19 protein-coding genes are annotated in these 24,521 nt (G+C 62.3%); 10 read left to right on the plus strand and 9 right to left on the minus strand.

What is annotated here, in order from left to right; genetic code table 11:
• Nucleotides 1-89: 89 nt before the first annotated feature.
• The 4 genes from CAF70_RS19280 to tcyJ all read right to left on the minus strand — a co-directional run bounded on the left by CAF70_RS19280 (nt 90) and on the right by tcyJ (nt 3,882).
• A complete protein-coding gene (locus CAF70_RS19280; RefSeq protein WP_085626006.1) occupies nt 90-1,331 on the minus strand; it encodes an SfnB family sulfur acquisition oxidoreductase in 1,242 nt (413 codons plus the stop codon).
• A 330-nt stretch (nt 1,332-1,661) separates the two neighbouring features.
• Entirely contained in the window at nt 1,662-2,420 is a 759-nt protein-coding gene (tcyN, locus tag CAF70_RS19285; RefSeq protein WP_013970435.1) for an L-cystine ABC transporter ATP-binding protein TcyN, read from the minus strand.
• Nucleotides 2,421-2,422: 2 nt separating this feature from the next.
• A complete protein-coding gene (gene tcyL, locus CAF70_RS19290) occupies nt 2,423-3,091 on the minus strand; it encodes a cystine ABC transporter permease (RefSeq protein WP_025337317.1) in 669 nt (222 codons plus the stop codon).
• Entirely contained in the window at nt 3,088-3,882 is a 795-nt protein-coding gene (tcyJ, locus tag CAF70_RS19295; RefSeq protein WP_085626005.1) for a cystine ABC transporter substrate-binding protein, read from the minus strand. Before tcyJ ends, tcyL begins: the two co-directional genes overlap by 4 nt.
• A 390-nt stretch (nt 3,883-4,272) precedes the next feature.
• On the opposite strand from tcyJ, the gene epsC reads away from it, so the two are divergent.
• A complete protein-coding gene (epsC, locus tag CAF70_RS19300) occupies nt 4,273-5,205 on the plus strand; it encodes a serine O-acetyltransferase EpsC (RefSeq protein ID WP_085626004.1) in 933 nt (310 codons plus the stop codon).
• A gap of 332 nt (nt 5,206-5,537) precedes the next feature.
• Nucleotides 5,538-7,499: a choline transporter BetT gene (gene betT, locus CAF70_RS19305; RefSeq protein ID WP_178076405.1), complete on the plus strand. Its 1,962-nt coding sequence runs from the start codon at nt 5,538-5,540 to the stop codon at nt 7,497-7,499.
• 119 nt (nt 7,500-7,618) lie between these two features.
• Here betT and tauD read toward each other — a convergent pair whose 3' ends face one another.
• From tauD to tauA, 4 genes are read right to left on the minus strand one after another with little or no spacing between them, the layout of a single operon-like run.
• Complete coding sequence (gene tauD / locus CAF70_RS19310) at nt 7,619-8,452, minus strand: taurine dioxygenase (RefSeq protein ID WP_085626061.1); 834 nt, start codon at nt 8,450-8,452, stop codon at nt 7,619-7,621.
• 48 nt (nt 8,453-8,500) lie between these two features.
• The gene (gene tauC, locus CAF70_RS19315; protein WP_085626002.1) at nt 8,501-9,340 is read right to left on the minus strand and encodes a taurine ABC transporter permease TauC; all 840 of its coding nucleotides are present in this window, start codon (nt 9,338-9,340) and stop codon (nt 8,501-8,503) included.
• Nucleotides 9,337-10,125 (minus strand): taurine ABC transporter ATP-binding subunit, encoded by a 789-nt coding sequence (gene tauB, locus CAF70_RS19320; RefSeq protein ID WP_085626001.1) that lies wholly within the window; start codon nt 10,123-10,125, stop codon nt 9,337-9,339. The genes tauC and tauB overlap by 4 nt, the downstream gene beginning before the upstream one ends.
• Nucleotides 10,126-10,152: 27 nt before the next feature.
• The gene (gene tauA / locus CAF70_RS19325; RefSeq protein WP_085626000.1) at nt 10,153-11,124 is read right to left on the minus strand and encodes a taurine ABC transporter substrate-binding protein; all 972 of its coding nucleotides are present in this window, start codon (nt 11,122-11,124) and stop codon (nt 10,153-10,155) included.
• A gap of 621 nt (nt 11,125-11,745) precedes the next feature.
• Here tauA and CAF70_RS19335 point away from each other — a divergent pair.
• The 8 genes from CAF70_RS19335 to CAF70_RS19370 all read left to right on the plus strand — a co-directional run bounded on the left by CAF70_RS19335 (nt 11,746) and on the right by CAF70_RS19370 (nt 18,884).
• On the plus strand, nt 11,746-13,080 hold the full coding sequence (locus CAF70_RS19335; protein WP_085625999.1) for an OprD family porin: 1,335 nt from the start codon (nt 11,746-11,748) through the stop codon (nt 13,078-13,080).
• A 166-nt stretch (nt 13,081-13,246) separates the two neighbouring features.
• Nucleotides 13,247-13,885 carry a peroxiredoxin gene (locus tag CAF70_RS19340; RefSeq protein WP_085625998.1) on the plus strand — a complete coding sequence of 213 codons (639 nt, stop codon included), beginning with the start codon at nt 13,247-13,249 and terminating at the stop codon, nt 13,883-13,885.
• A gap of 286 nt (nt 13,886-14,171) precedes the next feature.
• Nucleotides 14,172-14,765, plus strand: a complete 594-nt coding sequence (gene ssuE, locus CAF70_RS19345) for an NADPH-dependent FMN reductase (RefSeq protein WP_085625997.1) — start codon at nt 14,172-14,174, stop codon at nt 14,763-14,765.
• A gap of 84 nt (nt 14,766-14,849) precedes the next feature.
• The gene (locus CAF70_RS19350; protein ID WP_085625996.1) at nt 14,850-15,815 is read left to right on the plus strand and encodes a sulfonate ABC transporter substrate-binding protein; all 966 of its coding nucleotides are present in this window, start codon (nt 14,850-14,852) and stop codon (nt 15,813-15,815) included.
• Between the two features lie 59 nt (nt 15,816-15,874).
• The gene (gene ssuD / locus CAF70_RS19355) at nt 15,875-17,023 is read left to right on the plus strand and encodes an FMNH2-dependent alkanesulfonate monooxygenase (RefSeq protein ID WP_085625995.1); all 1,149 of its coding nucleotides are present in this window, start codon (nt 15,875-15,877) and stop codon (nt 17,021-17,023) included.
• Nucleotides 17,024-17,033: 10 nt separating this feature from the next.
• Nucleotides 17,034-17,831, plus strand: coding sequence for an aliphatic sulfonate ABC transporter permease SsuC (gene ssuC / locus CAF70_RS19360; RefSeq protein ID WP_085625994.1), 798 nt, complete (start codon nt 17,034-17,036; stop codon nt 17,829-17,831).
• Complete coding sequence (ssuB, locus tag CAF70_RS19365; protein WP_013970450.1) at nt 17,828-18,640, plus strand: aliphatic sulfonates ABC transporter ATP-binding protein; 813 nt, start codon at nt 17,828-17,830, stop codon at nt 18,638-18,640. Before ssuC ends, ssuB begins: the two co-directional genes overlap by 4 nt.
• 28 nt (nt 18,641-18,668) lie before the next feature.
• On the plus strand, nt 18,669-18,884 hold the full coding sequence (locus CAF70_RS19370) for a molybdopterin-binding protein (RefSeq protein ID WP_003255829.1): 216 nt from the start codon (nt 18,669-18,671) through the stop codon (nt 18,882-18,884).
• Nucleotides 18,885-19,028: 144 nt separating this feature from the next.
• On the opposite strand, the gene CAF70_RS19375 is transcribed toward CAF70_RS19370, so the two are convergent.
• Nucleotides 19,029-24,518 (minus strand): dermonecrotic toxin domain-containing protein, encoded by a 5,490-nt coding sequence (locus tag CAF70_RS19375; RefSeq protein ID WP_085625993.1) that lies wholly within the window; start codon nt 24,516-24,518, stop codon nt 19,029-19,031.
• Nucleotides 24,519-24,521: the final 3 nt, after the last annotated feature.

A 24,521-nucleotide genomic window follows, 5' to 3' on the forward strand; every position in this document is an offset into this window, starting at 1 on the left:
AGGTAAAGTGATGCCTGTTCAGGCGGTGGTAATCCTGTGGGAGCGGGCGAGCCCGCGAAGGGCTGCGCAGCAGCCCCAAAGGCAGCAAGTCAGATCCAGGAATGCCGCGCTGGCAAGGTGCCGTTGAGGTGGTAAGCGCCAACCGCGTGATACTTCCAGCGCACCGGGTCGTGCAGGGTGTGCACCCGGGCATTGCGCCAGTGGCGGTCGAGGTTGAACTCGGCGAGGGTGGCGCGGCTGCCAGCCAGCTCGAACAGCTTTTCGCTGGCCTGCAGGGCAATCTCCGTAGTCAGCACCTTGGCCTCGGCCACCGCGATCGACGCCCGTGCTGCGCTGGCGGCATCCACCGGCGCGGCATTGACCTCGTCGAGCACCCGCGCGGCCTTGCGCAGCAGGGCTTCGGCGGCGTGCAGTTCGAGCTTCAGGCGGCCGATGTCGGCGATTACATAAGGGTCGTCGCTGGCGCGATCGACCTTGGCCTCGATCCATGGCCGGGCCTTTTCGCGCACAAAGCTGATGGCGTCTTCGATCGCCGCTTCGGCAATGCCGGCATCGATCGCCGCCTGGATCAGCTGCGAAGCCGCGCCCTGGATGTTGGGAATGTCGCGCTGGCGCCAGTTGTCGATCACCAGGTCGGCATCCACCGGCACCTGGTCGAGCAGCACGGTGCCGCTGGCAGTGGTGCGCTGGCCGAACCCGGACCAGTCATCGACGATGCGCAGCCCCGGGCTGCCTCGGCGTACGAAAGCCAGGCGCTGGCGGCCTTCGTCGTCCAGTGCCTTGACCGCCACCCAGTGGGCGAACAGGGCGCCGGTGGAATAGAACTTCTCGCCGCTGATGCGATAGCTGTCGCCGACGCGGGTGATTCTGGCCTTGAGGGTGAGGGTGTCCTTGGTGCCGCGCTCCGGGCCGGCATTGCCGATGCGCCAGCCGTCGAGCACGCTGCGGAAGATCACCGCCTGCTGTGCCTCTGTGGCGGTCAGGCGCAGCAGTTGCAGCATGCCGAACTGGTTCTGCGGGATCTGCCCCAGGGCCGGGTCGGCAGCGCTGATCAGGCGAAATACTTCGGCTACGGTCTCGAACGAAACATCGGGGCCGCCATGGGCCTTGGGAACGCTGATGCTGCCCAGGCCGCTGCGGGTGAACAGTTCGATCTCGGCCCATGGCAGCTTGCGTTGCTGGTCGCGGCGGGCGGCCTGCTCGCGGGCGACCTCGGCCACTTCGCGGGCCGCTTGCAGGGCTTCGGCGTCGTTGCGCAGTACCTTGGCCGGCAGCAGCAAGGGCGAGCTGTCGAGATCGCTGTGGAATTGAGTATTGGGTTGGCTGGACATCAGTACCGCTCCTTGGCTGCACTCAATGCCCTGGCGTTACGCACTGGGGTGATTGTGATCCTGACCATTCCTGACCTCACAAAAAAGTAGTGCCGCTACAGCTGATCGCGACAGATATGTGCTGGTCCGGTGGTCCGGTGTATATACCCTAATGCTTTATAAAAACTTTATGAACTAACTCTTTGGAATATCTATAGAAGGATGGATTTGCTACAGATGTGCCGGCCTATTCGCGGGTAAACCCGCTCCCACAGGGGGCCTACACAGGTTTTGAGAGCTGTGGAGGTTCTCTGTGGGAGCGGGTTTACCCGCGAAGAGGCCAGTGCAGGTTTACTCGGAGGCAGCAGTCCCCAGGAACTTGCGCAGGAACTGCCGGGTACGCTCTTCCTTTGGCGCTGCAAACAGCGCCTTGGCCTCGCCCTGTTCCACGATCACGCCCTTGTCGAAGAAGATCACCCGGTTCGCCACATCGCGGGCAAAGCTCATCTCGTGGGTAACGATGATCATGGTGCGCTTTTCCTCGGCCAGGCCGCGGATGGTCGCCAGCACTTCACCCACCAGTTCGGGGTCCAGCGCCGAAGTCGGCTCGTCGAACAGGATTACCTCCGGCTCCATGGCCAGGGCGCGGGCGATGGCCACCCGTTGCTGCTGGCCACCGGACAGGCGCCGCGGGTAGGCGTCTTCCTTGCCCGCCAGGCCGACCTTGGCCAGCAGGCGCCGGCCCAGTTCGATGGCCTGCTCGCGGGGCGTCTTCTTGACGATCACTGGCCCCTCGATCACGTTTTCCAGGGCAGTGCGGTGAGGGAACAGGTTGAAGTTCTGGAACACGAACCCGGCCTGCTGGCGCAAACGGCGGATCGCACTTTGCTGTCCACCCAGCGGGCGGTTGGCGTCGATGCTGATATCGCCAATCTGTATCTGCCCGGCATCGGGTGTTTCCAGCAGGTTGAGGCAACGCAGGAAGGTGGTCTTGCCCGAGCCGCTGGGGCCGATGATGGCCACCACTTCGCCGGGCTGCACGGTCAGGTCGATACCGTTGAGCACGGTCTGGCCCTTGAACCGCTTGGTCAGGCCTTTGACTTCAATCATGCTCAATGCTCCTGGTCATGCTGGTTGACTCGCGCTTCCATGCGGTTCTGGAAGTGCGCGAGGATGCTGCACAGCACCCAGTAGATGACCGCCACCGCCACGTACATGGTGAACACTTCAAAGGTGCGTGCGGTAATCAGCTGGGCCTGGCGGAACAGTTCCGGCACCTGGATGGTCGCCGCCAGGGCGGTGTCCTTGACCAGCGAAATGAAGCTGTTGCCCAACGGCGGCAGTGCGGTGCGCAAGGCCTGGGGCAGGATCGCCCGGCGCATGGCCTGGACTCGGGTCATGCCGATACTGGCCGCGGCTTCCCACTGGCCACGGTCGATCGAGGAAATCGCCGCGCGCAGGATTTCGCAGATGTAGGCGGCCATGTTCAGCGACAGGCCGATCAGCGACGCCGGGATCGGGTCGAGCTCGATGCCGATCTGCGGCATGCCGAAGTAGATGACGAACAGCTGCACCAGCAGCGGCGTGCCGCGGAAGAACGACACGTAGACCCGGGCCAGCCAGTTCAGCGGCAGGATCTTCGACAGCCGCATCAACGCCAGGGCAAAGCCCAGCAGCAGGCCGAAGAACATGCCGCCAACACTGAGCAGCACTGTATAACCCGCGCCTTTCAGCAGGAAGGGCGCGGAGTCGACAACGAGTTGCAGGCTTTCAGCGATCATTTGGTGACATCGGCACCGAAGTATTTCTCGGACAGCTTGGCCAGCGTGCCGTCAGCCTTGAGCTTGTCCAGTGCCTTGTTGATTGCCGCCAGCAGTTCCGGCTCGCCCTTGCGCAGGGCCACGCCGCTTTCCAGGCGCGAGAAGGCATCGCCGGCCAGCTCGGTGTCCTTGGCTTTCTGTGCGTATTCCAGCGCAGCCAGGCGGTCGATCAGGATGGCGTCGATGCGGCCATTACGCAGGTCGGCGAACTTGCTCGGGTCGTCCTCATAGGTACGCACATCGGCTTGCGGCACGTCCTGCTTGACCCATTGCTCGTAGTTGGTACCCAGGCCTACACCAACCTTCTTGCCGGCCAGGTCGGCAGCCTTGTGGATGTTCAGCTGCTCGGCCTTCTTCTTCAGGATCAGCGCCTGGATGCCGGAGATGGTGTAAGGCTCGGAGAAGTCATACTTCTTCTTGCGCTCCTCGGAAATGGTTACCTGGTTGATCACTACGTCCAGGCGTTTGGACTCCAGTGCGGCGAGGATGCCGTCCCACTTGGTCGGCTGCACCTTGGCCTTGACCCCCAGCTCCTTGGCCAGCAGTTCGGACAGCTCCACTTCGAAGCCGGTCAGCTTGCCGTTTTCGTCCTGGAAGCTGAACGGTGGGTAGGTGCCTTCGAGACCGACGTTGATCACGCCTTTTTCCTGGATGGTCTTCAGCTGCTCGCCGGCGAAGGCCTGGCTGAGCAGGCCGGCACCCAGCAGGATTGCCAGGCTGGCATTGAGTAGCGGTTTGGCGAATTTCGACATGGCAGAGCCCCGCGCTTGTTGTGGAAGTAGTGGGTGGCGACTATAGATTCGGCTGCTTAGGCCAGGAAATACTAAAAAATTATTTTGTTATTCCCTTTTATGTTCTTGCCAGTTGCAGACTGCATTGAGGGTAGGCGAGGTTGCCTGCTCCGTCATCGCGGCTTATGCCTGACTTAGCGCAGGATGGAATAAAGCGTTGTTTTTTCCAAGAGACGGATTTGCCGTAGAGTGGATTGCATGTAGGCAGGTCCGGCCCTTTGCGGGCTCGCCCGCTCCCACAGGTACTGCACAGGGCTTGAAATGTGTGCGGTCCCTGTGGGAGCGGGCGAGCCCGCGAAGAGGCCGGCCCTGCCGATAAAAATAGTTGGCCTCTTCAGGCAGGAGAAAACCGTGAGCGAACAACCTTCATCCGGGCACTGGCAGTTGCAGAGTATCGTCACCGGCCTGCGCGGCGCCCGTGAACAATGGCGCACCCGCAACGGCCGCAGCATTGGCGAGCAGGGCGGGCGTGAGCTGCCATCGCGCGAGGCGATGCGGCAGATTCTGGAACAACTGTGCGGCGCACTTTTCCCGATGCGCCTTGGCCCGGTCGACCTGCGCGAAGAAAGCGAAGACTTCTACGTCGGGCATACCCTGGATGCCGCGCTGACCGCTTTGCTGGCCCAGGCCCGCCTGGAGCTGCGCTACGCCGCGCGGCATAGCAAGGGTGAGCTGGCCGGTGTCGATGCTCATGCGCTGAGCCTGGTACAGGGCTTCGCCGCGGCCTTGCCGGGCCTGCGCGTGCTGCTCGACACCGACGTGCTGGCCGCCTACCACGGCGACCCGGCGGCGCGCAGCGTCGATGAAGTGCTGCTGTGCTACCCGGGCATCCTGGCAATCATCCATCACCGCCTGGCGCACCACCTGTACCAGGCCGGCCTGCCGTTGCTGGCGCGGATCAGTTCGGAGCTGGCGCATTCGGCCACGGGGATCGACATTCACCCCGGTGCGCAAATCGGCCCGAGCTTCTTCATCGACCACGGTACCGGCGTGGTGATCGGCGAAACTGCGATCATCGGTGAGCGTGTGCGCATCTACCAGGCGGTGACCCTGGGCGCCAAGCGCTTCCCCAGCGATGAATCGGGCACCTTGCACAAGGGCCTGCCACGCCACCCGATCGTCGAGGACGATGTGGTGATCTATGCCGGGGCCACGGTGCTGGGGCGGATCACCATCGGCAAAGGCTCGACCATTGGCGGCAATGTGTGGCTGACCCGCAGTGTGCCGGCTGACAGCAACATCACCCAGGCCAACTTGCAGCTGGATTGCCAGGACAAGAACTGATCTGGCAATTCCTTGGCCTGTACCGGCCTCTTCGCGGGCTTGCCCGCTCCCACAAGGACCGCACAAATATTGAATCTTGTGCATTACCTGTGGGAGCGGGCAAGCCCGCGAAGAGGTCAGTGCAGGAGGGCACCAATCAGCGCCCCGATTCGCATTGAAATCCGATCCATGTTTAACTTGAACGCTTGTTCAATGAAAAACGCTGGTCCGCTGCCGGTGTTCAACAGGAGGATTCCTTTGCTGAACCCGTTCATTCCGAACCTTACGTCATTCGACGAGGTGCACACCCAATGAGTGCACCGACCCCCTCCCTTGCCAATGGCAAGATCCGCATGAACCCCCCGGTGTTCTACTTCGCGGCAAGTTTCATCCTCATCTTCGGCCTGGTGGTCATTTCCTATCCGCAAGCAGCAGGCGACTGGTTGCTGACGGCGCAGAACTGGGCGGCCAACACGGTCGGCTGGTACTACATGCTGGCCATGACGCTTTACCTGGTCTTCGTGGTGGTCACCGCCTTGTCCGGCTACGGCAAGATCAAGCTCGGTGCCGACCACGACGAGCCCGAGTTCAGCTACCTGTCGTGGGCCGGCATGCTGTTCGCCGCCGGCATCAGCATCACCTTGTTCTTCTTCTGCGTTTCCGAACCGCTGACCCACATGCTGCAGCCGCCCCAGGGCGAAGCGGGCACGGTCGAGGCCGGGCGCCAGGCAATGCAGATCCTGTTCCTGCACTGGGGCCTGCATGGCTGGGGCGTATTTGCCTTCGTCGGCATGGCCCTTGCCTACTTCGCCTACCGGCACAACTTGCCGCTGGCGTTGCGTTCGGCGTTGTACCCGTTGATCGGCAAGCGCATCAACGGCCCGATCGGTTATGCGGTGGACGGCTTCGGCATCATCGCCACGGTGTTCGGCCTGGGCGCCGACATGGGCTTTGGCGTGCTGCACCTGAACGCCGGCCTCGAGTACCTGTTCGGTATCAGCCACAGCCAGTGGGTGCAGGTGCTGCTTATCACCCTGATGATGGGCGCGGCGGTGGCCGTGGCCGTCGCCGGGGTGGAGAAGGGCGTGCGGGTGATGAGCGACATCAACCTGTTCCTGGCCTGCGCGCTGCTGCTGTTCGTGTTGTTCGCCGGGCCTACCCAGCACCTGTTCAACACGCTGATCCAGAACCTTGGTGACTACCTGGGGGCCTTGCCGCGCAAGAGCTTCGACGTTTATGCCTACGGCGAGAACCGCGACTGGCTGGGTGGCTGGACGGTGTTCTACTGGGCCTGGTGGATTGCCTGGGCGCCGTTCGTGGGCCTGTTCATCGCCCGCATCTCCCGTGGCCGCACCATCCGCGAGTTCGTCTTTGGTGTGCTGCTGATCCCGCTGGGCTTCACCCTGGCGTGGATGTCCATCTTCGGCAACAGCGCCCTGGACCAGGTCATCAACCACGGCATGACCGCGCTGGGCCAGTCGGCGCTGGATAACCCGTCGATGAGCCTGTACCTGCTGCTGGAGACCTACCCCTGGAGCAAGGCGGTGATCGCCATGACGGTGTTCATCAGTTTCGTGTTCTTCGTCACCTCGGCCGACTCGGGTACTGTGGTGCTGTCGACCCTGTCGGCCAAGGGTGGTGATACCGACGAGGACGGGCCGAACTGGCTGCGCATCTTCTGGGGCGCGATGACGGCACTGATCACCAGTGCGCTGTTGTTCGCCGGTAGCATCGATTCGCTGAAGTCGGCGGTGGTGCTGACCTCGCTGCCGTTCTCGCTGATCCTGCTGTGCATGATGTGGGGGCTGCACAAGGCGTTCTACCTGGAGTCGCAACGGCAGATCGCACAGATGCATTCGCTGGCCCCGTTCGCCCAGTCACGCCGTGGCCGCGGCGGCTGGCGCCAGCGCCTGAGCCAGGCAGTGCACTTCCCGTCGCGTGATGAGGTTTACCGGTTCATGGACGACGTGGTGCGCCCGGCGATTGCCGATGTGCGTGAAGTGTTCGAGCAGAAGGGCCTGGTGCTGATTACCCAGGACGACCCGAGCCACGACAACGTCAGCCTGAAGATTGGCCATGGCGAGGAACAGCCGTTCATTTACCAGGTGCAGATGCGTGGCTATTTCACGCCGTCGTTTGCGCTGGGTGGGCTGGGTACGCAGGAGTTGAAGAATCGCCGCTATTACCGGGCGGAGGTGCACCTGAGCGAAGGCAGCCAGAACTATGACCTGGTGGGCTACAGCAAGGAGCAGATCATCAACGACATCCTCGACCAGTACGAACGGCACATGCAATTCCTGCATCTGGTCAGGTAACAACCTGTAACGGCCTCTTCGCGGGCTCGCCCGCTCCCACAGGTTCAACACAGTTTCTGAAATCTGTGCCGGACCTGTGGGAGCGGGCGAGCCCGCGAAGAGGCCAGTACAGGCAACAACTAGAAGGGCGCATCTCCAAGGATGGTCGCGCGATGCATCACCCGCCGATTGGGCCGGTAGTCATCCACGGCAAAATGCTGGGTCACGCGGTTGTCCCAGAAGGCCACGTCATTCTCCTGCCACCGCCAGCGAATGCTGAACTCCGGCCGCGTTGCATGGGCGAACAGCAGTTTCAGCAGCGCCTCGCTTTCCAGCTCGCTCAGCTCATTGATGCGAGTGGTGAACCCCTCATTGACGAACAACGCCTTGCGCCCGCTGACCGGATGCGTGCGCACCACCGGGTGCGAAAGCGGCGGGTTGTTGCGCCGCGTGGCTTCCCAGCGCGCCAGGTCTTCCGGCGTGGTGCCAAAGCGCTCCAGCGGGAACGACTTGGTGAAATCATGGGTGGCGGTCAGCCCGTCGAGCATCTCGCGCAGCGGCGCCGACAAGGCTTCGTAGGCTGCGATGCCGCTGGCCCACAGGGTGTCGCCGCCGTAGGCCGGCAACTGCTTGGCGCTGAGCACCGCGCCCAGGGCCGGGGTCGGCAGGAAGGTCACGTCGGTGTGCCACACGGCGTTGTCGCGCACATCGGTAACCGCCGTGTCGAGAATCAGTACCTGCGGGGTTTCCGGCACGTTGGGGTAGATCGGGTGGATGTGCAGGTCGCCGAAGCGGGCGGCAAAGCGCGCCTGTTGCTGCGGGTTGATCGGCTGGTCGCGGAAGAACAGTACCTGGTGCTGCAGCAGCGCCTGCTCGATGGCGTCACGCTCTTCGACGGTGATATCGCGGCTGATGTCCACGCCGCTGATCTGGGCGCCAAGCGCAGGGCTGAGGGGGGTAATGGTCAGGCTCATGTCGGTCTCTTCAATCAGGCGCCAGGCTGCTGGCGTGGTCAACAGGGTTCAGTGGCTCTGCCCATGCCAAGGCACCAGCTTGCGTTGCAGGGCACGCAGGCTCATTTCCAGGGCGAAGGCGATCAGGGCAATCAGCAGGATGCCCAGCACTACCACATCGGTAACCAGGAACTGCGCTGCCGACTGCACCATGAAGCCCAGGCCGCTGGTAGCGGCGATCAACTCGGCGGCCACCAGGGTCGACCAGCCGACCCCAAGGCCAATGCGGATGCCGGTAAGGATGTCGGGCAGGGCGCTGGGCAGGATCACATGACGAATCAGCTGCGCCTTGGTCGCGCCCAGCGACTGCGCGGCACGCAGCTTGGCCGGGTCGACCGTGCGCACGCCGGTGGCGGTGGCAATGGCGATGGGGGCGAAGATCGCCAGGTAGATCAGCAGCACCTTGGACAGCTCGCCGATGCCGCACCAGATGACGATCAATGGCAGGTATGCCAGCGGCGGGATCGGCCGGTAGAACTCGATCAGCGGGTCGAGAATGCCGCGGGCCACGCGGTTGTAGCCGATGGCGATACCCACCGGGATGGCGGTGAGGGTGGCTGCCAGCAGGGCCAAGCCGATGCGCCCCAGGCTGGCACCCAGGTGCTGCCACAGGCTGGCATCCATGTAGCCTTGGGTCAGCAAGGTCCCGGCCTTGGCCAGGATGTCGGCGGGCGAGGGCAGGAACAGTGGCTCGATCCAGCCGGCTGCGGTCACCAGCCACCAGGCCAGCAGCAAGCTGGCCAGGGTCAAGGTGCTGATCCAGCGGGTGGGCAGGGGGCGGCGCAGCTTGGTGGCTGGCCGGGGTTGGTTGTTGCGTTTGCCGGCGACCGGCAGGTCCAGGCTGCTCATGCGCGCTCCTGCAGGCTTTGACGTTGGGAGAACACCCGCGCCAGCACATGCTCGCGGGTTTCGATGAAGGCCGGGTCGGACTTGATCGCACGCGCCGGTTCACCGGCGGCATAGCGTTGGCCGAAGTCCAGCTGCAGGCGTTCCACCACGCGCCCCGGGTTGGGCGCCAGCAGCACCAGTTCGCTGGCGAGGAAAACGGCTTCTTCGATGTCGTGGGTAATCAGGAACACCGGCTTGGCGGTGCGTTGCCACACCTGCAGCAACAGCTCCTGCATCTGCTCGCGGGTGAAGGCATCCAGTGCGCCGAACGGTTCGTCCATCAGCAACACGCGCGGGTCGGCTGCCAATGCCCGTGCCAGGCCCACGCGTTGCTTCTGGCCACCGGACAGTTGCCAGATACGCCGTTCGCCAAAGCCGTCGAGGTCGACCAGGGCCAGCATTTCGCGGGCCTTGGCTTCTCGCTCGGCGCGTGGCACGCCGGCCAGTTCCAGGCCGAAGGCGACGTTGCCCAGAACGTTCTGCCAGGGCAGCAGCGCATCGTCCTGAAACACCACACCGCGCTCGGCGCCGGGGCCCTGCACGGCCACGCCGTCCAGGGTGATACGCCCGCCGCTGGGGGCGACGAAGCCGGCGATCAGATTGAGCAGCGAGGTCTTGCCGCTGCCGGACGGCCCCAGGGCCACCAGCAGCTGGCGTGGCCCCAGGCTTAGGTTGATGTCGGCCAGTACCGGGGTTTCGGCACCGGGGTACTGTGCGCTGATGCGCTCCAGTTCGAGCAAGGCCATGGCAGGCTCCGGTCGGCTTCTACAGGCTTAGTTGGGGAGATACTGGGCGCTGACGTACGGCGAATAGTCCGGCAACACCGCGTCGACCTTGCCTTGCTGCTTGAGGAAGGTGGCCGTGTCGGTCAGCGCCTGGGTGGTCGGCGCGCCCAGTGCGCTGGCCTGGTCGGCGGCCAGCGGGTAGACGTTGCCCTGCAGCAGCACCGGGATGTCGGCAGGCTTGGCGCCCGACAGTTTGGCCAGCTTGCTTACGTTGTCGGGGTTGGCCAGCCAGGCTTGCGGGTTCTTGCGGTAGTCGGCGTAGGCATCGAGGGTGACCTTGGCAAAGGCCTTGACCACGTCGGGGTGCTTGGCGGCGAAGTCCTTGCGCACGATCCAGGCGTCGAAGGTGGGCGCACCTTTCTTGGCCAGCTCGCCGGAAGTGATTAGCACTTTGCCGTTCTCCTTGGCTACACCCAGGGCCGGGTCCCAGACGTAGGTGGCGTCGATGTCGCCGCGCTTCCAGGCGGCAATGATTGCCGGTGGAGCGAGGTTGAGGATCTGCACCTTGGCCGGGTCGATGTTCCAGGTCTTGAGTGCAGCCAACAGGCTGTAGTGGCCGGTGGAGACGAACGGCACGGCGACTTTCTTGCCGACCAGGTCTTGCGGCGTCTTGATGCTGTCGCGGGCGACCAGTGCTTCACCGGCGCCAATCTGCGTGGCGATGAGGAAGGTCTCGACCGGTAGCTTGCGGGTGGCGGCGGCGGCCAGCGGGCTGGAGCCCAGGTAGCCAATCTGCACATCGCCGCTGGCTACGGCGGTGATCACATCGGCGCCGTTGTCGAATTTGCGCCAGTCGATGCTGGCCTTGCTGGCTTTTTCGTAGTCGCCATCGACCTGCGCAACCTTGGCTGGGTCGACGGTGGTCTGGTAGGCCACGGTGAGGTCGGCGGCCTGGGCCAACCAGCTGGCGCTGGCGAGGGTCAGGGCGGCGAACAGGCGCAGCGGAGCGTGCGGGATCATGGTGAACCTCTCGTCAGGCAATCGGTGTGATGGATGGCGAGAAGGCTAAATGATCTAAGAAAAGTAAAATAAATAACTTTTTCGCATTAGCTTAGGAGCCGATTGCTTAACCATGCCGCCGTAGTGCGATCGGTGTGGGAGCGGGCATGCCCGCGAAGCAGGCGACGTGGTGAATGGCACCGGCTTCGCCGGTGTTCGCGGGCATGCCCGCTCCCACATCGATCGCACCAAGGCGCGACTCTGGGGTGACTTCGCTCAATGGCGAAACCAGAGACCGCTGCTAGGCTTTCTGTCCCGATAGAACGATACGGAATTAGGTTATGAGCAAACGTTTGCAAATAACCGTTGGTTATGAATGGTGGTGTCGATACAACGAATCGTAGTAACAGTTCCTAACATATTCCTTAAAAATCTTACCAATTCATAAAACGGTCATTTTGGATTTATAGGATTGTCATTATCCTGTAGCGCAGGTGGCGGTCTTAGACCAAAGTCGCGAAACGTTTAGAAACGATTGACTTAACGGTCACTCTTTGGGACTAAATCGCCAATCCACGGTGAGCGGGGCACAAGACCCTTCCGCCAGAGATACACAAGAATTAGAACGTAGAGGAGCAAAACATGTACAAGTCCAGCCTGGCCCTGGCCGTGGCACTGGGGGTTCTCGCCCAACAAGCAGGCGCTGCCGGTTTCGTTGAAGACAGCAAACTGTCGCTCAGCTCGCGCACCATGTACTTCAACGATGACAACCGCGAAAGCGGTATTGACCAGAAAGAAAGCGGTCAGGGCTTCAAGCTTGACTACCTGTCTGGCTTCACTGAGGGCACCGTAGGTTTTGGTGTCGACGTTCAAGCGCTGTGGGGCATTCACCTGGATGGTGGCCGTGGCAGCCGTCCTGATGCCAACAACACCTTCTTCCCAAGCGACTCCGATGGTTCGGCAGTCCACGACTGGGCACGCATTGGTGGTAACGCCAAGGCTCGCTTCTCCAAGACCGAGGTCCACTACGGTAGCGCCTTGGCGCCTATGCTGCCGATCCTGGTCTCCAACGATGGCCGTCTGCTGCCGCAGACCTTCGAGGGTGGCACCCTTCAGTCGAAGGAAATCGACAACCTGACCCTCAACGCAGGTCAATTGACCCACGCCATGGGCCGTGCTTCGAGCAACCGTACCGGTCTGTCCGTTTCTGGCGCCTTCCGCGACAGCAACAAGTTCCAGTTCGCCGGTGGTGACTACAAGCTCACTCCAGACCTGACCCTGCAGTACTACTACTCGAACCTGGAAGACTTCTACAAGCAGCACTTCCTGGGTGCCACTCACGTCTACAAGATCGCCGACAACCAGTCGTTCAAGACCGACCTGCGCTACTTCGATAGCCGCAGCGACGGCAAGAATGGCGAGACCGGTTATGCCTTCGACAACAACGGTGGCTACGCGAAGAACGCGGGCGAGGTCGACAACAAGACCTGGAGCGCCATGTTCACCTATACCCTGGGTGGCCACGCGCTGATGGTCGGTCACCAGCAAGTGGGTGACGATGGTGGTTTCGTCTGGCTGAACCAAGGTAGCGTCCGCAAGGACGGATCCACTTCCCCGCTGGAAGGCAACGGCGGCGCAAGCTTCTACCTGTTCACCGACAGCATGATCAACCAGTTCGCTCGCGCCGGTGAAAACACCACATTCGGTCAGTACTCCTATGACTTCGCATCCCTGGGCGTTCCAGGCCTGAAGGCTTCGGTGGCCTACCTGCGTGGTGACGATATCCGCAACAAGTCGGGCAACGGCAGCTACAACGAATGGGAACGTGACGCACGCGTCGACTACACCCTTCAGGAAGGCGCCCTCAAAGGCCTGGGCTTCAGCCTGCGTCAGGGTGTCTACCGTGGTAGCGGCGAAAGCATCGGTGACAAAGACCAGACTCGCTTCATCGTGAACTACACTTACAGCTTCCTGTAAGCCCGTAGCTGACCAAGAAGCCTCGCCTAGTGCGAGGCTTTTTTGTATCTGCAATTTTGTATGCGTTATGGTTATAAATAAATCAGTATTTATTCTTTTTATTTTTAATCGAACGCAGGCACATTGAACCCACACGGTACAGAACCCAGCACAGGAGCCGCAGCCCATGAGCCTCAAACTCGGCGATATCGCCCCCGATTTCGAACAGGATTCCAGCGAAGGCAAAATCCGCTTCCACGAGTGGCTGGGCAACAGCTGGGGGGTGTTGTTCTCTCACCCGGCCGACTTCACCCCGGTGTGCACCACCGAGCTGGGCCTGACCGCCAAGCTGAAGGACGATTTTGCCAAGCGCGGTGTGAAGGCCATTGCCCTGTCGGTGGACCCGGTCGATTCGCACCACCGCTGGATCGATGACATCAACGAAACCCAGAACACCGTGGTCAACTTTCCGATCATTGCCGACGCCGACCGCAAGGTGTCCGACCTGTACGACCTGATTCACCCGAACGCCAGCGACACCCTGACGGTGCGCTCACTGTTCGTCATCGACCCGAACAAGAAGGTGCGCCTGACCATTACCTATCCGGCCAGTACCGGGCGCAACTTCAACGAAATCTTGCGGGTGATCGACTCGCTGCAGCTGACCGACAACCACAAGGTCGCCACACCAGGCAACTGGCAGGACGGTGACGATGTGGTGATCGTGCCCTCGCTCAAGGACGAGGAAGAGATCAGGCAGCGCTTCCCTAAAGGTTACCGGGCGATCAAACCCTATTTGCGGCTGACCCCGCAGCCCAATCGTTAAAGCATTCCTCGTTGCATTGCTCTTAGCCAAGCAGGGATATTCGGGCCGTTTCGACGGCCCTTTTTTATGCCTTGCTGAAACCGCGCAGGCTTCTTCGCGGGCATGCGCGCTCCCACAGGAACTGCGCAGTTCTCAGCTTTGCCACAAAACCTGTGGGAGCGGGCGTGCCCGCGAATAGGCCCTGCAGAAAAAACACAAATGGAATAAACAAATGAAAAAATATGATTTCTAGATATATGCGGTGACTGTTAATGTCACTCCCAACAGAACACAAGGAAGCGCTTCAATGCTGGTCGTCTCAATCGGTGGTAGCCCCAGTACCCGTTCACGCTCCGGCGTGCTGCTGGAGCGTTCTCGCCAGTGGCTGCAGGATCAGGGTGTAGAGGTAGTGACGTTCCAGGTACGTGACTTTCCCGCTGAAGACCTGCTGCACGCCCGTTTCGACAGCCCGCAGGTGCAGCACTTCCAGCAGCTGGTGGCCCAGGCCGATGGCCTGATCGTCGCCACGCCGGTGTACAAGGCCTCATTCGCCGGGGCCCTGAAAACCTTGCTCGACCTGCTGCCCGAACGCGCCCTGGCACACAAGATCGTGTTGCCGATCGCCACCGGCGGCAGCATCGCCCACATGCTGGCGGTGGATTACGCACTGAAACCTGTGCTGTCGGCACTCAAGGCGCAGGAGACCCTGCAAGGGATCTTCGCCGACGACAGCCAGGTCGCCTACGCAGAAGGCAGCAGGCCCGCGCAGCTGGCAGCGGCGCTGGAAGAACGCCTGCAGGATGCGCTGGAAACGTTTCATGTTGCACTGGCCCGCCGGCCGCGCCCCGTGGCCCCCGGCATATTGAACGAACGCCTGATCAGCGCTCGCTGGAGCATCTGACCGGCTCAACCCGCTTCACCACCTTACTCGCCCGACAACGAGGCAAGCAGGTGCAACCCGAACCTACTCGCACAGGAGAGCGCCATGCGCACAGTCTTCTTGCGTCGCGGTCTGGTCGCCCTGTTTGCGGCGGCTGTGTCCTTCGGCGCCATCACCCAAGCCCAGGCCGAGAGCCTGCGTATCGGTTACCAGAAATACGGCACCCTGGTGCTGCTCAAGGCCAAGGGCACGCTGGAAAAGCGCCTGGCCGAGCAGGGCGTGCAGGTGCAATGGACCGAATTCCCCGGCGGCCCGCAGCTGCTTGAGGGGCTGAACGTCGGCTCTATCGATCTTGGCGTCACCGGCGAAACCCCGCCGGTGTTCGCCCAGGCCGCCGGTGCCGACCTGCTGTACGTCGCCTACGAGCCGCCAGCGCCGCACAGCGAGGCGATTTTGGTGCCGAAGGGCTCGCCGATCCAGTCGGTCAAAGACCTCAAGGGCAAGAAAGTCGCCCTCAACAAAGGCTCCAACGTCCATTACCTGCTGGTGCGAGCGCTGGAAGATGCAGGGCTGAAGTACAGCGACATCCAGCCGGTGTACCTGCCTCCGGCCGATGCCCGTGCCGCCTTCGAGCGTGGCAGCGTGGATGCATGGGTGATCTGGGACCCGTACCAGGCTGCCGCCGAGAAACAGCTGCAGGCTCATACCCTGCGCGATGGTCAGGGCCTGGTCGACAACCATCAGTTCTACCTGGCCACCCGCAACTACGCGACCCAGCACCCGGCGGTGATCAACACCCTGATCGAAGAAGTGCGCGCCGTGGGCGAATGGTCCAAGGCCAACCCCCAGCAGGTCACTGACCAGGTCGCCCCGCTGCTCGGCCTGCCCGCGGACATCACCCTGACCTCGGTCAAGCGCCAGGGCTACGGTGCAGCACCGCTCACTCCTGAAGTGATCGTCGCGCAACAGAAGATCGCAGACGCCTTCCAGGCGCTCAAGCTGATACCCAAGCCGTTGAGCATCAAGGACGTGATCTGGACCCCACCGGCCAAGGTCGCCAACGCGCCTTGATTGATTTGCCTGCGCCGGGGCGTCACTCCGGCTTGAGCCACCCTGAGGAGACAACTCCAATGAGCCTTAACATTTTCTGGTTCCTCCCTACCCACGGTGACGGCAAGTACCTGGGCACTTCCGAGGGCGCCCGCGCCGTCGACCACGGCTACCTGCAACAGATCGCCCAGGCTGCCGACCGCCTCGGTTTTGGTGGCGTACTGATTCCGACCGGGCGTTCCTGCGAGGATTCCTGGCTGGTGGCAGCATCGCTGATCCCGGTGACCGAGCGCCTGAAATTCCTGGTTGCCCTGCGCCCCGGGATCATTTCGCCGACCGTGGCAGCGCGCCAGGCTGCGACCTTGGACCGCCTGTCCAATGGCCGTGCACTGTTCAACCTGGTGACCGGGGGCGATCCGGATGAGCTGGCGGGTGATGGCCTGCACCTTAGCCATGAAGAGCGCTATGAAGCCTCGGTCGAATTCACCCGTATCTGGCGCAGGGTGCTGGAAGGTGAAAACGTCGATTACGACGGTAAACATATTCAGGTGAAGGGCGCCAAGCTGCTCTATCCACCAATCCAGCAGCCTCGACCACCCCTGTATTTCGGTGGCTCGTCCGAAGCCGCGCAAGACCTGGCCGCAGAACAGGTAGAGCTATACCTGACCTGGGGTGAGCCACCGGCAGCCGTAGCCGAAAAAATCGCCCAGGTGCGTGAAAAAGCTGCCGCTCAAGGCCGGGAAGTCCGCTTTGGTATTCGCCTGCATGTGATCGTGCGTGAAACCAACGAGAAAGCCTGGGCTGCCGCCGACCGCCTGATCTCGCACCTGGACGATGACACCATCGCCCGTGCCCAGGCATCGCTGGCACGTTTTGACTCGGTGGGCCAGCAGCGCATGGCGGCCCTGCACGGCGGCAAACGCGACAACCTGGAAGTCAGCCCCAACCTCTGGGCGGGTGTCGGCCTGGTACGTGGCGGTGCCGGCACTGCACTGGTCGGCGATGGCCCGACTGTGGCGGCGCGGGTCAAGGAATACGCCGAGCTGGGCATCGATACCTTCATCTTCTCCGGCTACCCGCACCTGGAAGAGTCGTACCGGGTGGCCGAGCTGCTGTTCCCGCACCTGGATGTGCAACGCCCGGAGCAAGCCAAGACGGGCGGTTATGTGAGCCCGTTTGGCGAAATGGTGGCCAACGACATCCTGCCCAAGTCCGTGGCGCAGAGCTGAGGGCCAGGCCATGAGTCATGCAACTTCCAACAACCTTGGCCAGCGCCTGGCGCCATGGGCGCTGCCGGTACTGCTGCTGGCCGCCTGGCAACTGGCGGTCAGCGCCGGCTGGTTGTCGACGCGTATCCTGCCGGCACCCAGCGCCGTGGTCAGTGCCGGCGTGGAGCTGGTGCGCAGTGGCGAGATCTGGACTCACCTGGCCATCAGTGGCTGGCGTGCCGGGCTGGGCTTCGTCATCGGCGGTAGCATCGGCCTGCTGTTGGGCTTTATCACCGGCCTGTCTAAGTGGGGCGAGCGCCTGCTCGACAGCTCGGTGCAAATGATCCGCAACGTACCGCACCTGGCGCTGATACCGCTGGTGATCCTTTGGTTCGGTATCGACGAGTCGGCAAAGATCTTCCTGGTTGCGCTGGGCACGCTGTTCCCGATCTACCTGAACACCTACCACGGCATCCGCAACGTCGACCCGGCGCTGGTGGAAATGGCGCGCAGCTATGGCCTGTCCGGTTTCAGCCTGTTCCGCCAGGTGATCCTGCCAGGGGCACTGCCGTCGATCCTGGTCGGCGTACGTTTTGCCCTGGGTTTCATGTGGCTGACCCTGATCGTTGCCGAAACCATCTCGGCTAACGCCGGCATCGGTTACCTGGCAATGAACGCTCGTGAATTCCTGCAGACCGACGTGGTGGTGCTGGCGATCGTGCTGTATGCCGTGCTCGGCAAGCTTGCCGACCTCGCCGCCCGCGGCCTGGAACGTGTGTGGCTACGCTGGCACCCGGCCTATCAAGTGGCCAGGAAGGAGGGCGCATGACCGTACTCAAGGAACAGCCGCCACGCCTGCTGCGTGGCATCCCGCTGGCGTCCAGCGGCCTGCGCAAGACCTTTGGCCAGCGCGAAGTGCTCAAGGGCATCGAGCTGCACATTCCGGCCGGTCAGTTTGTCGCCATCGTTGGCCGTAGCGGCTGCGGCAAGAGCACCTTGCTGCGCCTGCTGGCGGGTCTCGACCAGCCGACCGCAGGTCAGTTGCTGGCCGGCGCTGCGCCGCTGGAGCAGGCCCGCGAAGAAACCCGCCTGATGTTCCAGGACGCACGCCTGCTGCCGTGGAAAAAGGTGATCGACAACGTTGGCCTGGGCTTGTCTGGCGACTGGCGCCCGCGTGCGCTGGAAGCGTTGGAGTCCGTTGGCCTGGCCGACCGCGCCAATGAATGGCCGGCTGCACTCTCGGGCGGCCAGAAGCAGCGCGTGGCCCTGGCCCGGGCGCTGATCCACCAGCCGCGCCTGCTGCTGCTGGATGAGCCGCTCGGTGCGCTGGATGCATTGACCCGTATCGAGATGCAGCAACTGATCGAACGCCTGTGGCGTCAGCACGGCTTCACCGTGTTGCTGGTGACCCACGATGTCAGCGAGGCAGTTGCCGTGGCTGACCGGGTGATCCTGATCGAGGACGGCGAGGTCGGGCTCGACCTCACTGTTGACCTGGCACGGCCTCGCGCGCGCGGTTCGCACCGCCTGGCCGCGCTGGAAAGCGAAGTCCTCAACCGTGTGTTGTCGGCCCCGGGCGCTGCGCCCGAGCCGGATCCTGTAGCCCCTTTGCCCACGCAACTGCGTTGGGCGCACTGAACCCCCAGAAGCCAAAAGGAAGCAAATCATGACCATCAAAGCCATCAACGTTCGCAACCAGTTCAAAGGCACCGTGAAGGAAATCCTCGAAGGCCCGGTACTGTCGGAAATCGACGTGCAGACTGCCTCGGGCATCGTCACTTCGGTCATCACTACCCGCTCCGTGCGTGAGCTGGAGTTGCAAGTGGGTAGTGAAGTGATTGCCTTCGTGAAATCGACCGAAGTGTCTATCGCCAAGCTGTGATGGGTGTTGACCATGGGGCTGCTTGGCAGCCCTTCGCGGGCACGCCCGCTCCCACAGGTCCTGCGCAGGTTTCAGGTTTTGCGCGGACCCTGTGGGAGCGGGCGTGCCCGCGAAGGGCCGCACAGCGGCCCCAATGATGCTGCGTCAGCTGGCCGGCCGCAGATCGCCGAATAGCCGGTTGGCCTGGTTCTCGTTCATGCTGCCGCGCCAGGCGCCGTTCCCCATGTCGCGTTCGCTCGCCAGTTTCAGGTGGCCTGCTTCCAGCCGGTTGAAACCTTGTGCCGGTTTTTGTCGGAAGTGAAAGTGTGCATACCACAAGGCCTGCCGGCTACTCCGATCAAGGATGCGATATTCCTCCAGGTATTCGACCGGGTTGCCTTTGCGGTCCAGCTTGGGATTCAAAGTGCGCGACCAGGCAATTTCGACTTCCCGCTCGGCAAGCAGGTATTGCAGATAACCAACGGTAGGCTTTCTGGTGACCTTGGTCTGGGCGATGCGCAGTTCGCGGCCAAGTGCCTCCATCTGCTCGGCAGCGGTATTCAGCCTTTGCGTCAAGGTTCGTTGCCCATCGGTCATTGCATCCCCTGCTTTCTGACCAATCCTGTCGGCAATGAAGCGCAGCTGCTGCGCGTGCCCTTGGGCGATGTCCTCCAGGTCGGCAGGGACTGCTTGCGGCGTCTGATACCGGCGTAGCTTGGCCTGCTGCCTGGGAATATCGTCCAGACGAGCCGTGGCGGTTTCCACCAGGTTCGCCATTGTCTGGGTGGGCGCCACGCGTTGTGTTGTCGACAACTGCCATTGGCCTGTTTCGTTCCTGGCATAAGTGGTATGGGCTTGATCGGAATGTGGCTGGTTGATACGCATGCGTGCCTGCCCTCGCTCGACGTACTCGGTGCCGATCAGCGGGCCTTCCACGGTTTCGAACAGGCGTGGCCGGCTAATTCCCTGCCCAGGCTGGCGACCGGTGCGTTGTCGGGCGGCATTGGCCCTGTCGAGGCTGTTTTCGATGTCGTCGATCAGCTGACGCAGCAGCTGTCGCAGCGAACGGTTTTCCTCGGGCGACAGAAGGTTCTGGAAATTGTCTTCCCACGCCCTGACGTAGTTCAGGAATCGTGCGTAGTGGCTTTGTGCGCTTCGCAGGAAGTTGCGCTCCTGGGCTCGACTTAGACTGGCCTGGGGCAATTGCAGGTTGCTGTAGAGGGTGCTGCGCAATGCAACGCCTTGCTCGTGGAAGTGTGTCATGAATGCGCTGATCTGCGGATGTCCGACGGCGCTTGCCTTGAATAGCGTCAGCGAAAGGATCGATGCCCGGACAAGTCGTGCATTGGTAAGATCGAGGACCAATCTTGTCTCTTCTACCAACAGCTGGTAACGGGTCAATGCGCTGCCTTGCAAGGTATTGCGCCTGGCCTGATGACGAATGGCCAAGCGCTCCACTTCCTGCAAGGTTTCGATCAGCTCGCGATTGGCCGTCAATACCTCCTGGGTCAGGCGCTCCACCCGTTCGATGGTGGCAGTGTGCCCATGCAGGGCCTGGAACGCAGCTTTAGCACGCTGGACCTCATTCGTCGCCAGGGTGAAGCGTTCCGATACCAGGCGCATCTCGCGGACGCTCATCTCGCTGATGTTTTCCTCACATATTGCGGCGAACCTGGCGTGGTCCGCCCTGCTCAGCGTGGAACGCTGTTCGCGCAGGCGCACAAGGCTGCGCGTGTTGAACTCGATGTTGCGGTTGAGTTCTTCGACCAGCTGACGACGTGCATTGGCGAGCGCAGCCCTTTGCGAGTCGGTCGGGCGAACCCCATCTGCGACTGCCTGGCGGGCCGTGCGGTAGCTGGCTTCCCTGGTCCTCAGGCTATCTCGCGTACGCACCAGCCCGTCGTTTATATCGTGCGCGAGATCCATGCCGGTCAATTGCCGGGGGTGTCGGCGAAGGATCCTGCGCCAGTATGCGATGCCCTGATTGTGCAGGGTGGTGAGTATGCCGCCGCCGCCTTGCAGGCCGTTGTCGACCAGCAGGCCGTTCAGCCTTCCCGGGGTTTCCCAGAGCCCCTGTTCACTCAAGCGCACAGGTTGGCGGTAGGTGCGCAGGCCCTGGGGTTTGAGCCGCCAGGTAGCGTGCGCCGGGTCCCAGCCCACTGCATACCAGGCGTTGTTGCGCGAGATGAAGTGTTGTTGGCTTGCAGTGTGTTCGAACACACTCGCCCCTTGGGGATGGGCGGAAGGTACCATCGGGCCTGCTGGTAATTCTGCCTCGTAACCCGCGAATGGGCTTGGCGGGGTCTTGCGAATTCCGCCGGTTGGCCTGAACGGGTCAAGACGCTGGCGTTGTCGGGTCAACTGGCGTGCAGTGGCTGCGGAGTTGCCTGCGGTGGCCGCCACCGGTGCAAGCGTGAGCAGGGCATCGGTCAATGACTGTAGCAGGCTGACCAGGTGTTGCAGGCCCTCTTCCAGCTCACCCCTGTCGAATGCCGAGACAGCGGCGTTAGCCGTGTGCCAGCCATCGTACAGCGCCAACGCTGTGCCTGCGCCGGGCAATATGCTGAGTGCCAGCCTCAAGCCGAGAAAGAAGTAACGGTTGAACACCTCGGGCTCGGCAAGCGCCATGTCGGCCTGGCTACGCGAGGTAGCGCGATGAGTGCGGATGAGTTCGCCCATGTCCTGGGCGGCTTCGTAGGTTGGCAAGGTTTCATTGCGCACCGAACCCATGCCTATGAAGGTGCGGAATCCGGTTCGCAATGCCTGGTTGATGTACCGCTCATGTTCATCCGGGTTACCGGCCTGCGTCCGGGTTGCCAGATAGTGGGCCATGCCACGCTCCAGCGCCATCGTTTGCAGCGCCTCGCAGGCGACCTGGGGGGTTGCATGCTGAGTGATGATCCTGCCGTTGGGGGCATCCGGCATATACAGCAGTACCGGCCCCGCCATACCCTTGATGACGCTGATACCCGACAGGCCCACGCTGTTACTGGACCCGTCAGCAGCAGTGCCCGGTGCCAGCACCAGCGCGTGGTAGGTGATGGTTCTGGTGACAGTGCCGTCGACCTGCTCATGGCAGAACCTTTCCAATAGCTGCTGGCCTGCGGTGTCAAGGCTGGCTGGCCTGCTCAAGGTCAGCAGCCGCAGGCGGTGTTCGTAAGGCGCACGCAGGGTTTCCTGGCGCCATTGCGCCTGCCAGCCGGACTCGTGGGCAAAGCCCAGGTAGGCCTTGACGATACGTTGTTCGTAGCTGCCGGCGGCATCCAGCAGGGTAATCATCGAGGTGATATAGGCTGGCGTAAGTGCCAGTTCCAGCGTGCGGTTCGCCGGCTTGCACCTGATTGTGGCATTGCCCAGCCTGAGCCGCCGATTATCATCCAGTGCCAGCAGTATGAAGGCTTCCAGATTAACGTCACTGCGCTTTTCGCTGAATACCGGTATATCCCGGGACCCAGCGCCGCCAATGGCCGATTGGCCGGTTACCACCTTTTTCACGGCTACGCTGTCGGCGATGTCGAGGATGATCTGCGGAATGTCCTGAATGGCAAATTCGTTGCGCAGATGTTGATGCAACAGATGGCGGGTGAATTGCTTGCGTGACGGCAAGCTGATCCTGAGCAGGTCGCTTGAGGCAAGCAGTGCGTCTCGCAACGCATCGACCTGTTTGGCCATACCGTCGAGCTGCTGCGGGTCAAGGTGACGCAAGGGGGCAAGCTGTGCGTGCATGCTGCTGGTACGGTTCTTCTCCGCGAACCGTGCCAGGGCCATCTCCCTGGCGCGGTTCGCGCTTATGCACAGGCGCTGTCGGACATGCTCCTTCGAGATGTCGGCAGGCAGCGCGGCAACAATAGCCTCCACGCAATGTTGCATGAAGTGCGACTCGATCGCTGTATGGCTGAACGATACCGATGTGGCGTTGGCCAGAGCCTCCAGCAATTGCAGGCTGTCGGCCGGCTGCGCCGCTTCCAGCAGTGCGTCCGGCCATGCGCCATGCAGCGTAGCCAGCAGACTTCCGGCAAGGGCCGCCTCGTGTTCGAAAGCCCGCAGCCCGCCACGTTGGCCTGGCCTGTAAAGCAGTATGCCGGGGGCGTGGGTGTCGTCGTTTTCTCCGGGAAGGGCACGGAAGGTCATGTAACCGTGCAACTGCCAGCTCTGTTCTGCAATCACCAGCTCCAGGGTGCTGGCCTGTACCAGGCGTTGCAGGCCAGGCTTGGGCCTGTCGACGAGCTGCTCGATCCAGTCCAGATGCGTATCTGACAGCTCCCCCATGGTGTGCTGCAGGCGAGCTTCCTTGAGCAAGGCTTGGCAAAGCCCTCCGCTGATCTGTTCAAGTGGCGTGTTGTCACCCACGCGTTCCTTGAGGTTGGTGCTCGTCAGCACGGCTGGCAGTTCCAACAAATAGACGTCCCGGGCATCTTTCAGTACCTCGAGCGCTGCCTGGCGTTCCCTCAGGAGCGTGACCTTGGCAGAGGTGGGCGCTGTCTCTCCGGCCAGATACTGCTCCAGCAGTGTTTCCTGACGCTCGATCGACTGCTGGCGCCAGGCGATGGGCAGGTGTTGTTCCAGGCAGGCAAAGTGAGCCTCTTCCTCCGCCAGGGCGGTATCGTCAGCGTTCACCTGGTCGATGGCGCTTTTCAGCGTCGCATCGAGTGCCTCGCGAACCAGATCGCTGCGCTGGCGTTCCCAGGTTTGCAGGTCGGACAAGTCCAGTGAGTCCGTTTCGCTTTGCAGGCAGGCTTGAAGCAGGTGGTGCTGGGTAATTTCCTGATCCTGGCGGAGCATTTCCGCCAGTAGTGCACTGAAGCCATCGCTTTGCACATCGGTGACGACGACGTTCTGTCGTGCGCCTTCGACAATGGAAGATCTGGGGTCCGACCAGAACCAGGATCGGTTGACGAAGACCCAGTCACGCAAAGATTCAAGATCGCTGAACGCCAGCACCGGATGCAACCTGGCTGGCAGGTAGAGCAGCCAGGGTGTCTGGCCTGCGTGAGGGCGGATCAATAATGCGGCTGTACTGGTCAGCGTGTTTCCTGGCGACAGTTGCCATTCCAGCAGGGCGTGTTGCGCCGAGCGCTCCCTGCCGCGCAGCCAACCTTTGATATCTATCGTGCCCAGGCCATATGCAGTGTCCAGACTGCCGGTGAAATGCTGGCGAAGCAGTTTGCTTGCCTGGGCTTTTCGCGAGGTATCGGTACCGGGCATGCGCCCATCCCAGTAATTGCCCGCAGCGTGAAACTGCGCTGCCCTGACCACGGGGCCAAGGTTCTGCGCCCATGTATCGGCAGTGGTCGTTGCGTATGCCGCTGTATCGGTGAAGCCCCACGGGGTCCAGTCGGCAAATGGATTGGCAAAGACCGGGCCAGCCAGCAGGCGGGTGGCGAATGTCAGCATGCTCACCTGGCTCTCGCCATGGCGCAAGCCGCAATGGCTGGGGTCCAGTTGCAGTTGAGCCTGCAAGGTGTCGTGCACGGTTTGCTGCAGGCTGGGTGCCTGGCTCAACAGGGTTCGCAGCTGTCTGGTGCTGCGTTCCAGGGATTGCCGCGCTGCCGTGAGCAGGTTGCCTTTGCCGGCCAGTAAATGACGGGGGCTGTCGGTACCGGTAACAGGCAGTGTCTTGACCAGATCGCGCTGGTGGTTTGCAGAGGTGGGCATGAG

The sequence above is a fragment of the Pseudomonas sp. B19(2017) genome (assembly GCF_002113165.1).
Classification (GTDB): Bacteria; Pseudomonadota; Gammaproteobacteria; order Pseudomonadales; family Pseudomonadaceae; genus Aquipseudomonas.